Below are 11,553 nucleotides of genomic sequence, written 5' to 3' on the forward strand. Positions count from 1 at the left end.
TTAATGTCCTGGATGAATTGCATCATTAAGATACATACAAGTTAAAACCGTAAAGACATAAGCCTGAAGAAATGCGACCAAAAATTCAAGAGCAGTAATCGCTACAGTCATAATAAGCGGTAAAACCGAACCACCCACACCTACGAGTCCTACCCCAATCATTGAAACAACAAACCCAGAAAACACTTTGAGCGTAATATGACCAGCAAGCATATTCGCAAAAAGACGAAGAGAAAGACTAATTGGACGGGAGAGAAAAGAAATAACCTCAATCACTGTCACCAGAGGCAAAACCACAACAGGAACTCCACTGGGAACGAACAGTTTCAAAAAACTGACCCCGTGCTTATAAAAGCCATAACCAATCACCGTCAAAATTACCACCATTGCTAACGAAAATGTGATCATGATCTGAGATGTAACCGTATAAAAATAAGGGAAAAGACCAATAAAGTTAGCAACCAAAATAAAAGTAAACAGAGAAAAAACTAAAGGAAAAAACTGCATTCCCTGCACGCCAGATGATTCCCGCAGAATCGATGCTACAAACTCATATGCCATTTCCGAAAGAGACTGCATCCGCGTTGGAACTAATCCACGACTTGATGATGACATGAAGAGAAAAATAGAAGTTATAACAACCGTGAGGACTGTAAACAATGATACATTTGTAAACGATAAATCCATATTTCCTATGGAAATCTTAATCAACCTTGAAACCTCAAACTGATGAATAGGATCTGGAGAGTGCGCTGTCACTTCAACCTCATTTATTGGACCTCTCATTGGCCCTTTTATCTTGTTTATCTTGGCGCAATACGCCTTTTTTTCCTAATTGACTGGAGGAAACATATCCCACAGACCGAAGAATACTTACTACACCAGCAGCAAATCCAAAGAAGAGAAAAAATACCAATCCCCAAGGCCACGAACCTGCTAACTTGTCAAACCCTAACCCCAAAACAACACCAACTATAATACTCGCTAGAAACTCACTGGAAAGCTTAATTGCATCTGCCATCCTTCCTTGTGATTTTTCCCGCTTATTCTTATACTCCCGCTTCTTTACTGCTTGCTTGCGCACTAAAGCTACGCTTAAGTTCCTACTACGACATTCCAAATCCTCTGAATGAAGACACTCTCCTTGCTTTTCCTCTTCAGCCACCTTACGGCTTATAACGGGTTTCTCGCCCATCGCCATCATTGGCTCCTTAATTAAAAAGCTAAAGTAAGCATGCATTTCATAAAACCGTGTGCATCATATTGTTCTCGAATTTATTCGTCAAGATACTAAAAAAAATCTATCACAAGTTATCGTATAAATTTTATTACATAAATAATGTATTTTTTTAACTTATACGCTTTCTTAAAAAGATATTCTGAGTATCTAAACCGATTTCACGACAGCACCCGTGAATGTATAACAAAAAGTTCCCGTGAATAATATAAAACTCATAGAACAGCCATTTTTACGCTTAACAAAAGATGTAAACTAATACCATCTTATTTTCCGGCTCTCAATGTTATATCGATCCTAGTTTTGGTTATATCAATCCTAGTTTTGAAAGAGAACATAGAAAGCTAAAAAACAGTAAGAGCGTTGGTTTGCTCCTTTTATTCAAATAAACTTACACTTTTTATTTTATGAAAATGATAATAATCAATGCTTTCTATATGATCCTATTTGCAAAGTATTTTACATATGCCATTACAGAACCTATCACTCAATGAGCTTGAGGGTACTAAGAGAGGTTTCTTTAAATACGAGATATTAATAAATCTAAAATTTCAAATAGATCAAGCGAATAGAACACAATAAAATTTAAATATGATCGCCATAGCACTTTATACAATTTTAATCCACTTTTTTAATTTCGCCTTTTACAATTGAATATTGGTAGATTCAGCAAATATTTTTGCTTTTTATTTAGACAAATTATCGTAAGAAAAAGCACTTATTCATAACCTTTATTTTTATGAAATGATAATTTAATAATTCTTTTCAAACGAGCATCATAATTATATTCCCCTACCCTCATATTGCATCTATTCTTGCATTTAAATAACCCATTAAGAGGATTATGTACTCTTTCTTAAATACTCCCTATCAAACTCTTCTCATGACATGCAAATAAATGATCTTTATCAAAATGAGAGAGCTCTATTCAATAGAACTCATGATAAATGATTATCAATAAAATTAAAACTTTAGCAAAGAAAAAATTTTTTCTTTTGTGAAAAGAACGATTATTGAAAATAACTTATTTTTAAGATTCTTAAGTATAGATTTCATTCACTTAAAAAATTAAAGAGTTATCATTTCTTCTTGGAACGTGTCGCAAAAGGATTATCAGAGGCTCGTAATGATATGCGAACGGGTATACCAGACATATCAAATGTTTCACGTAACCCATTGACAAGATAACGCAAATACGACTGAGGTATACTTTTTGGGCGCGAGCAAGAAATCATAAATCCAGGAGGACGTGTCTTAACCTGTGTGATATATTTAACCTTAAGTCGACGTCCAGAAACCGCAGGAGGTGGATGATGTGCCACAACAGTTCCAAGCCATTGGTTCAATTTAGCCGTCGAAATGCGACGATTCCATACACGGTGCATTATCATGACGTTTTCCATCAGTTTATCAATCCCTTGACCATATTTTCCTGATAAAGGAACAGCTCTCAAACCACGAACTTGAGGAAGAAATCGCGCACATTTTTCATGCAAATCAATCAATGTGATCTGACTATTTTCAATAAGATCCCACTTATTGAAAGCAATAACTGGAACACGCCCTTCACGAATCACAAGATCAGCAATTTGTAAATCCTGCTTTTCAAAAGGTATCGTTGCATCAAAAACAATGACCACCACTTCTGCAAAACGAATAGCACGCAAAGTATCTGCAACAGATAGTTTTTCTAATTTTTCTTGAATTTTCGATTTTCGACGTAAACCTGCAGTATCAAAAAGTTTAATATGACGACCACGCCATTCCCAATCTACAGAAATAGAATCACGCGTGAGTCCTGCTTCTGGTCCTGTTAACAAGCGCTCTTGTTTCAACATACTATTGATAAGAGTAGATTTTCCTGTATTGGGACGCCCCGCAATTGCAATCTTAATGGGCTTACTTTCATCGTAAATAAGCTCCTCTTCTTCCAAATCGTTTACATCATCACCAACAGATGCAGGCTGTATCGTAATATCTTTTTCTTTGTTGTTGCCAAAAGCATGCTCTGACCCAACAGCATCTATAATTGCATCACGCAGATCACTAAGTCCCAAACCATGTTCAGCCGATATTGGGCAAGGCTCCCCCAAACCTAATGACCACGCCTCATACTCTCCTCCTGTTGCCGCTCTTGACTCAGACTTATTGGCAACAAGCACAATTGGCTTTCCTGACTTGCGAACCAATGAAGCAAAATTTAAATCACTTGGTGTTATTCCACTCTTTGCATCAAATACAAATAAAATAAGATCCGCTTCATCAATCGCAGCTTTTGTATGAGAACGCATACGCCCCTCAAGTGTATGATCACCTGCTTCTTCCAGCCCAGCCGTATCAATCACATCAAAACGTAGATCTTGAAGTTTTGCCGCATGAATACGTCGATCACGTGTTACACCAGGCTTATCATCAACCAAAGCCAATTTTTGCCCAACCAAACGATTAAATAGCGTTGACTTCCCAACATTGGGACGACCAACGATAGCAATGGTAAGGCTCATCGATTTATTCCTTATTTGCCTTGCCCTCAGCTTGTATAAGCTCAAGCATCATTCGAGCCCGATCTGTTATTTTTGAACCCAAAGCACCTTTTTCAGAAATTTTCCTAAAATAATAAACCGCCTCATCCATTTTATCCGCCTTATAAGCAGCTAAACCTAAAGCCTCTCTTGCAGACATACGCATAGGATCGGTATCACTTATCATATCTTTGATGCGCTTTTCAACATCAGCTAATGTCCCTGTATCAACCAGAATATAAGCCGCCCGAATTTTTGCAACTTTCCGCAAAATCTGCGGTGCTTTCTCATCCGCTGCAACAGAATCAAAGATCTGCACTGACTTAATAATATCACCTTTCTCCATGAGTAAAGAAGCCTCACGTAAACGAGCAAGAAAAGGATATCCCCCAAAATGAGAGGTTTTAACAATTTCTAATTGCTTTATCGCTTTATCAAAATGACGTGTATCCGCAAAATCAAGACTTTTTACAAATGCATCACCAATATAACCAGCTTTCTTTATTTGCTGATGATTGTAAATTTGATAAGCAACTATTATAAATATAAAAAGAATAGCTGCTCCAATAATTGAAAAACCATACCGTCTCCAAAAAGCAAGCGCCTTTTCCTGACGAAATTCTGCATTCACTTCAGCAATAAAACTATCATACGACATATATCATACCTTGAAAAAAGTTACCTTATCTGTGCTTTTATGCATAAATGGACAAAGATGGTAGTCCTAATTAACTAAAAATCTTAAAATTGCTCGTTTATTTATTTTAAATCAACATGCAGCCAAATCAATCGAATTTTTGCAACAATCTTAATCGAAAATGATGTAAATACGCTGTTTGTTCACATTACAGCTTTTATATATATTGTCCTGATTCTTATAAAAATTCACTGTTTTAATATTTATCATGATTGCCTATCATCTCAAGCGGACTTTCTCCCCATTATATAGAGAGATAATCTTTTAAAGTCTTTAACGCAATCCTTGATTGTATTGGATTACAGAATTATAATAGAAAAACCAATTCTTTAAAAAACTTGAAGAAAAAGTAATTTTCCACGAATACCTACTAAAACCAAATAGATAAATTTTTATCTGTATCAAAAATACCGAAGCGCCATGATTAAAGTGTATCCCTTCAACTTATCTTCATACGATTAACAACCTTTTGTAATTGATCCTTAAAATTTCTAAAAATATCCTATTGTAAGGGCCAAACCCACATAAGCATTGGAACAGCAATAATAACGATCAACACCGCCAATGGAGCACCCAAACGTGGATAATCACTAAAACGATATCCCCCTGGCGCCATCACGAGCATATTACTTTGATGTCCAATAGGTGTAAGAAACTCACAGCCCGCACCAATTGCAACAGCCATCAAAAAAGCTTCAGGCTTATAATGAAGGGAATGAGCAAAACTTGACGCAATTGGTGCTACCATCATCACTGTTGCTGCATTATTCAAAAATGGCGTGACCAACATAGCTGTCACCAACATAAGTGCTAAGGCACCAAATGGCGGGAAAAATATTGCCAATTGACTCAGCCACTGACCAATGAGATCCGTACATCCTGTTTTCTCTAACGCTTCACTCACTGGAATAAGAGCCGCTAGTAGTACTAATATTTGGCCATCTAATGCCTGATACAGATCACGCGCGGGCAAAACGCGAAAGATAACCATTGCAGCAGCAGCAGAAAAAAAAGAAAAAGCAACTGGAACAATATGAAAAGCTGTAAAAATAATTGCTATAAATAGAACAGCTAAAGAGATGAAACCATGTCGTAAATTTCCAAACACAATATTTCGTTTTGCTAGAGGCAAGCATTTCAATTCTCTTAATAAATTTGGAATAACTGCATCCTGTCCTTGCAAAACAATCACATCTCCAAGATGGAAAATAATATCATCAAGTCTTCCCCGCACCCTTTCATGTTGACGACTTAACGCAAGCAAATTTACATTATAGCGATCAAATAGGGAAAACTCTTTCGCACTAATACCAATAAGAGGTGAATTATGTGTGATGACTGCCTCAATAATATCAATGTCACTGTCCTTATCACCTGCAGCAATAGTTCGCCCCTTAGAAAACTCTAAACGAGCAGAGTTCATCACGCTATCTAACCCTGTATGCGACCCTTCCAGCAAAATAATATCATTTTCAGACAAAACAAAATCTGGTAATGGTGAAATAGATACTTTGTTTCTGATGATTTGAATCACCATAACGTCACCACTTGATGGCTTAACTAAATCAACAATATTTTTTCCTATAATTGGTGAATTTATTGGAATATGCACTTCTGCAACATAATTACGAATATCAATGGCATCATCAAATGATACACCTGTACGCACACGCACAGGCAAAAGCCAATAAAAAAAGACTAAATATACAACACCAGCCACCGCAATAACCGCACCAACTGGTGTAAAATCAAACATAGTAAAAGGTGTTCCTGTTAAACGTTCTTGCATCGCTGAAATAACAACATTGGGAGATGTTCCTATCTGTGTCATAAGTCCCCCCAACAAAGAACCAAAGGCCATGGGCATTAAAAAGACAGAAGGAGAAACCTGAGAACGACGTGCAAACTGAAAAGCTATCGGAAGCATAATAGCCAAAGCACCAATGTTTTTAACAAACATTGATAACACGACAACAGAAAGGACTAAAAAAGCTAATTGAAGACGCACAGATTTCACGTCTGGCCATATCCGTTGAATAATAAATTCCATTATACCAGAGCGTGATACAGCCGTACTGACAACAAACACACTCCCCACAATAATAACAATATCATTACTAAAACCGCTAAAAGCTTCCTTCGGACTGACAAGACCAAGAGCACAAGCTATTAATAACGTACAAATAGCAACAAGATCATAACGAAATCGATCCCAAATAAAAACAACCATCATGAGACCAATGATCGAAAAAGCTATTATTTGATTTTCTGTCATAGTACTCACCTCTCCCCATTAAATTATAATGAACAAAAACATATCTTTTATGTTTTAATGTTTTAAATATTCCTATAAACAGCAGCAAGATAAAAGCAGACATCGGAATATTTTAGGATAATTTAAAAGTGATAAAAGTTGATAAAGCTATATTGCAAAAAAGATGAGAATAACTCTAATATAGAGAGTAGATAATTGTTGAAACTGGTGCACGCGATATTTAAACCTTTGTCGTTGCTTAAAAGAATTTATTTTCACTCTCAATTCAAAGAGTGCTAAAAATGAAAGAAGAAAGAATGGTCAATCTTAATAGTGGGTATCAAAGTAACCTCAGATATTGGCTCACTTGCATTATTGGATTTGTTGCTATCTTGGCAATTATAATTGTTGGTGGATTTTATATCGCAAAACCCTATCTTGACAGTTTTGTAAGACAAGAAATAGTCCGTCGTGCCATAAAAGCTGAAACATCTGAAGTAAGTATTCTAGGTAAAGTCAATTTGACGAATGTGACATTACCAGTTCCAGCTGGTACATCACTTAAAATTGGTGCCATTTCTGCCCGTCCTCCTCTTTCCTTTATTCCTGGAACTTTTACATTTTATAATGTTGATTTAAAGCATAATAATATTCATGTGCAAATTCCCCAAATTTCTCTTCGGAGTGTATCCTTAAAAGAAAAAGATAGAACAATAACATCACATCTTTTACAATCAATGATGCGTATTGAGCTTTCCTCAATTATTGCTCCCAAAATACAACTTTCTATAGAAAATAAAGATAACCGTATAGAAACCGTTGAAGTCAAGAATTTGCAGCTTTCTGATTTTAAAAATGGACATATCCGTTCAGTTAGTATTAAAAATATGGATCTTAAAACAGTTACAGTAAATGGTGCCAAACAGATGCATCTTATGGCTAAAAGTGATATAATAAAAGCCCATGATATCGACATCAATTATGCCTATTCTATCATTTTTGGAAAAAACAACGCTCTCAACCAAGGTAAAACCGTTACCGGCCCCATTTCTCTGAATAATGTAAGTGTCGATGTTTTTGAAGAAGCGGAAAAAAGCAGTTCTTTCTTTCTCGGACAGTTTAAAACATCTGGTTTAAAAATGAAACCGCTTGAACAAACTCCTGAAAAATTGATCAAAGCTTACCTTAATGCAAGAAAAGAGAATAATAAAATCGCTGAAAAAATAGCACAAAATGGTCTTCTTCTAAACATACTGCTCGCCATTACCTCAGCGGATGCCAAAGTTGATAATATCACCGTTGATATACCGCAGTTGAAAGCAACACTCGAATCACTGCAATTTAAACCAAGATTGTGGAAACAACCTATCCCCAAAAAGCTTTTTCTTTCTCTCAATAACCTTTCCGTTTCACCTAAAAAAATGAATGAAAAAGACTTAGAGTTCTTCAAAAATCTGAACTTTGAGCGCTTTGACATTTCAGGAAAAATTGATATTTCTTATGATGAAAAAAAACGTATGCTCCTTCTTGATGCAATGTCTTTCAATATGAAAGACATTGGATCTGGGAACATGTCGGCTAAGGTTATTGATGTTGATGAAAAGCTTTTTTCTGGTCAGCAAAATGTAATGATTGCTGCTTCTCAAGACTTTGGCATCAATGAAATTGATATACAATATAGGGATGCAGGTTTCATTGATAAGCTTTTTTCTTATCTTGCGCAAAACCTTAATGACAGCCAACATGATCTTAAAAAGGAACTCTATGACGATTTCTATCTAATGATGACGCAGACCCCAAAAATGCTGCTAAAAAATCATGACGAAGCAGAAAAAATTTCAAAATCTTTAGGTGAATTTGCTAGAAATCCACAAACATTGATCGTTAAAATTAAAGCAAAAGATAATAAAGGGCTTACAATAGTTGATCTCGAATCTGCTCTACAAAATGATCTATCCAAGGCTTTAAACAAAGTACATCTCACTATTAAAAATGAAGCATTACCTTAAACATTTTGTGCTTTAAAGATGATGATCTTGTCTATAAATTAAGAACTTTATTCCTCTTTTTTCTTTTATATGATACAGAAGGTATCATACAGAGTCATTTATATAGAGAATGTAGAATCTAAAATTGTCGATGCTTGGAGTTGTTTATGTCTGATTTATCTTCAAATCGCCTGCCTAACCGCGCTTCTCGTGTCACCAATCAAGCGCTTTCTGCTATCGAGCGTTTTCTCCATATTGAAGCTCTTAGTGGTATTGTTCTTTTATTAGCTGCTGCTTCTGCACTTATTTTTGCCAATTCTAAATATGCTGCTTTCTATGAATCTTTTTGGCATACACCTCTTGGCTTTAATTTGGGTCATTTCACTCTTTCATGGGATTTACATTTCTGGGTTAATGATGCCCTTATGACTATTTTCTTTCTCGTCGCAGGAATGGAAATTCGACGTGAAATTCATGAAGGTGCTCTTGCCGATTTTAAACAAGCAATCTTACCAATTGTTGCTGCAATAGGGGGTGTTTGTGTTCCTGCAATTATTTACTTTATCTTCAACTTTAACGAGGGACATATACGCGGTTGGGCTGTGCCAACAGCAACAGATATTGCCTTTGCTTTAGGTATTCTTGCTCTTCTTGGAAAAAAAATTCCTTCTAATCTTCATATTATTCTTCTATCATTAGCCATTATTGATGATATTATCGCTGTTCTTATTATTGCTTTTTTCTACTCAACAAACATTGATCATAGCGGTTTAATGATCGCAGGGACAGGTATTGCTTTGGTGCTATTTTTTCAGTGGATCGGACTTGCATCAGCATGGCTTTACATTTTACCTGGTGCAATCATCTGGTGGGGTTTAATGGTAACAGGCGTTCACCCATCACTTGCTGGGGTAATCTTAGGGATGATGACTCCCGTTCTTCCTACCCGTACTCTTGTAGCGCCACTCACCATGCTCAGTAACGCTATGCAAATTCTTCAAGAAAAAAATACAAAAACAGATCTGCATCATATTTCAACCGCTTTGAAAAAAATGCGCAAAGGACAACGGGCCATGATTGCTCCAGTAACACGTGTTCAAAAAGCGTTGCATCCGTGGGTTGCATACGGTATCATGCCAATTTTTGCCTTCGCAAATGCAGGAGTAAGTTTTGCAAACTTTGATCTTTCTTCTGACAAATCATTCTTGATTGTCTTGGGTGTTTTCATTGGTCTTTTCGTTGGTAAGCCTCTTGGTATTATCACAGCCAGTTATATAGCCGTAAAATCAGGGCTATGCCGCCTACCCCCTCATATGACATGGACAGACGTTTTACTCATTGGTTTTTTAGCAGGAATTGGCTTTACAATGTCTATCTTTGTTTCAATGCTCGCTTTTAAAGATATTATTCTGCTTGATGCTGCAAAAATTGGGGTCCTTTGTGGCTCTGGTTTATCTGCTCTTATCGGTCTGGGATATGGATTTATTTATATTAAGCGCAATAAAGGAGTTTCTCATAGCTCCTGACAAACTAACTGAGAATACATTTTTATGCAAAACTTTTAAAAAGTGATTTACAAATAAAAAAATCGTAAACTATTTAAAAAATATAGGCTATACTACTCAAGACGCTTTTTTCATTGTGCATAATTCTGAATTGTACAAGAAGAAAATTAATAGTAGGCAATTTAATACAACCAATGATGGCAGAGAACTTTTAAACGACCCCTATGTACTGGGTGCTCAAGCGTATTATCTTATCCCTGGTGGAGAAGCATATAATGAAATGGTAGAAGAATATTTACAAATTAAAGGTTGTAGTGCTCAAGATGCTTTCTATTATCGAAGCTGATATTAAGTTAATAGTCCAGATATTTGAAAGAATATAGTGGAAGATTGATAGAAGAACCAATTATTCTGCCTGGATACATAAAATATAGAACCGTAACTATTCCCGGTGGGAAAGCGTACGAAGATGCACAAAAAAACAAGTTGAAGGAGTCACTCTACCTGCAGAATATTGCAAAAATGAAATATATAGAAAAAATTGAGACTCAAAATTATGTGCATAAGGAGTGATTATTAATACTAAATGTAAAAAATGGAACATATTTATACATTCAACATGAAATAACTAAGCGATAAAAAATACCAGACAAGCACAAAATAAAAAATACAAAAAACTATAGAAAATAATATTTATAAAAAGATCTTTATTTGGAATAAGTGTATTAATTATCGCACTTTGATAACGTATCTTATATTCACTTCAAATGGATGTCCCCATTCGAATGCATTACTATCAAAAAGTAATTACAAAACATGAGAATACGTTTCGCATTCATATACTGAATAAAAACAAATTGTGGGAAAAAACATTTAACGAAATTAGAATAATAAAAATGGCTATATTTCTTACAAGAAGAGTTTTACTTACAAAGAATACCATTTGAAAAACCTGTAAACATGATAAGAAAATACTTGTAATATAGTAGTTAAGGGAAGAAAGTTAACCTAAAGAACATATGGTGGTATCGAAAACTCTGAAAATCTTAATCATAATTCAAAAAAAAAGATAAATAGATATGAGAAAAAATTTAAGTAATGAAATCATAAAGCAATACGCTATAACATTATCATTAATTTTGGGCTATAGTTACATGATTTTATGAAAAGTGCTTCTGAAGAGCTATAAGCCATAAACGCAGTGGATTGTTCCTTATTCTATAAAAAGGGGGCTATCTTAAAGGCTTCTCATCCCTCTCTATAGGCTCTAAAACGTTTATAGACGGCATATTTTATATCCCTTCTTAAACAGTTTTTACCCAAACATCTTTCTCTTATAATGTATAAATA

Annotated in this window: 8 protein-coding genes; 3 read left to right on the top strand and 5 right to left on the bottom strand. The window is 35.3% G+C overall.

The window, feature by feature from the left end:
* From ACFIJ0_RS02990 to ACFIJ0_RS03010, 5 genes are all read right to left on the bottom strand, one after another.
* Complete coding sequence (locus ACFIJ0_RS02990; RefSeq protein WP_375624906.1) at positions 1 to 759, bottom strand: F0F1 ATP synthase subunit A; 759 nt, start codon at positions 757 to 759, stop codon at positions 1 to 3.
* Between the two features lie 7 nt (positions 760 to 766).
* A complete protein-coding gene (locus ACFIJ0_RS02995; RefSeq protein WP_375624526.1) occupies positions 767 to 1,201 on the bottom strand; it encodes an AtpZ/AtpI family protein in 435 nt (144 codons plus the stop codon).
* A 1,115-nt stretch (positions 1,202 to 2,316) separates the two neighbouring features.
* Entirely contained in the window at positions 2,317 to 3,741 is a 1,425-nt protein-coding gene (der, locus tag ACFIJ0_RS03000; RefSeq protein ID WP_375624528.1) for a ribosome biogenesis GTPase Der, read from the bottom strand.
* 4 nt (positions 3,742 to 3,745) lie between these two features.
* On the bottom strand, positions 3,746 to 4,417 hold the full coding sequence (locus tag ACFIJ0_RS03005; RefSeq protein ID WP_375624530.1) for a tetratricopeptide repeat protein: 672 nt from the start codon (positions 4,415 to 4,417) through the stop codon (positions 3,746 to 3,748).
* 541 nt (positions 4,418 to 4,958) lie between these two features.
* On the bottom strand, positions 4,959 to 6,731 hold the full coding sequence (locus ACFIJ0_RS03010) for an SLC13 family permease (protein WP_375624532.1): 1,773 nt from the start codon (positions 6,729 to 6,731) through the stop codon (positions 4,959 to 4,961).
* Between the two features lie 281 nt (positions 6,732 to 7,012).
* Here ACFIJ0_RS03010 and ACFIJ0_RS03015 point away from each other — a divergent pair, with 281 nt between their 5' ends.
* The 3 genes from ACFIJ0_RS03015 (at position 7,013) to ACFIJ0_RS03025 (ending at position 10,549) form a co-directional block, all read left to right on the top strand.
* Positions 7,013 to 8,719 carry a hypothetical protein gene (locus tag ACFIJ0_RS03015; RefSeq protein ID WP_375644126.1) on the top strand — a complete coding sequence of 569 codons (1,707 nt, stop codon included), beginning with the start codon at positions 7,013 to 7,015 and terminating at the stop codon, positions 8,717 to 8,719.
* 146 nt (positions 8,720 to 8,865) lie between these two features.
* The gene (gene nhaA / locus ACFIJ0_RS03020; RefSeq protein ID WP_375624535.1) at positions 8,866 to 10,224 is read left to right on the top strand and encodes a Na+/H+ antiporter NhaA; all 1,359 of its coding nucleotides are present in this window, start codon (positions 8,866 to 8,868) and stop codon (positions 10,222 to 10,224) included.
* A gap of 115 nt (positions 10,225 to 10,339) precedes the next feature.
* Positions 10,340 to 10,549, top strand: coding sequence for a hypothetical protein (locus ACFIJ0_RS03025; RefSeq protein ID WP_375636982.1), 210 nt, complete (start codon positions 10,340 to 10,342; stop codon positions 10,547 to 10,549).
* The last annotated feature ends 1,004 nt before the right edge of the window (positions 10,550 to 11,553 follow it).

This window comes from Bartonella sp. OC68QHHN (genome assembly GCF_042193875.1).
GTDB classification, from domain to species: Bacteria; Pseudomonadota; Alphaproteobacteria; order Rhizobiales; family Rhizobiaceae; genus Bartonella; species Bartonella grahamii_A.

Coding starts and splice junctions, on each gene's coding strand:
- ACFIJ0_RS03005 (WP_375624530.1), bottom strand. CDS start 4,417: ATGTCGTATGATAGTTTTATTGCTGAAGTGAATGCAGAATTTCGTCAG.
- ACFIJ0_RS02995 (WP_375624526.1), bottom strand. CDS start 1,201: ATGGCGATGGGCGAGAAACCCGTTATAAGCCGTAAGGTGGCTGAAGAG.
- der (WP_375624528.1), bottom strand. CDS start 3,741: ATGAGCCTTACCATTGCTATCGTTGGTCGTCCCAATGTTGGGAAGTCA.
- ACFIJ0_RS03010 (WP_375624532.1), bottom strand. CDS start 6,731: ATGACAGAAAATCAAATAATAGCTTTTTCGATCATTGGTCTCATGATG.
- ACFIJ0_RS03015 (WP_375644126.1), top strand. CDS start 7,013: ATGAAAGAAGAAAGAATGGTCAATCTTAATAGTGGGTATCAAAGTAAC.
- nhaA (WP_375624535.1), top strand. CDS start 8,866: ATGTCTGATTTATCTTCAAATCGCCTGCCTAACCGCGCTTCTCGTGTC.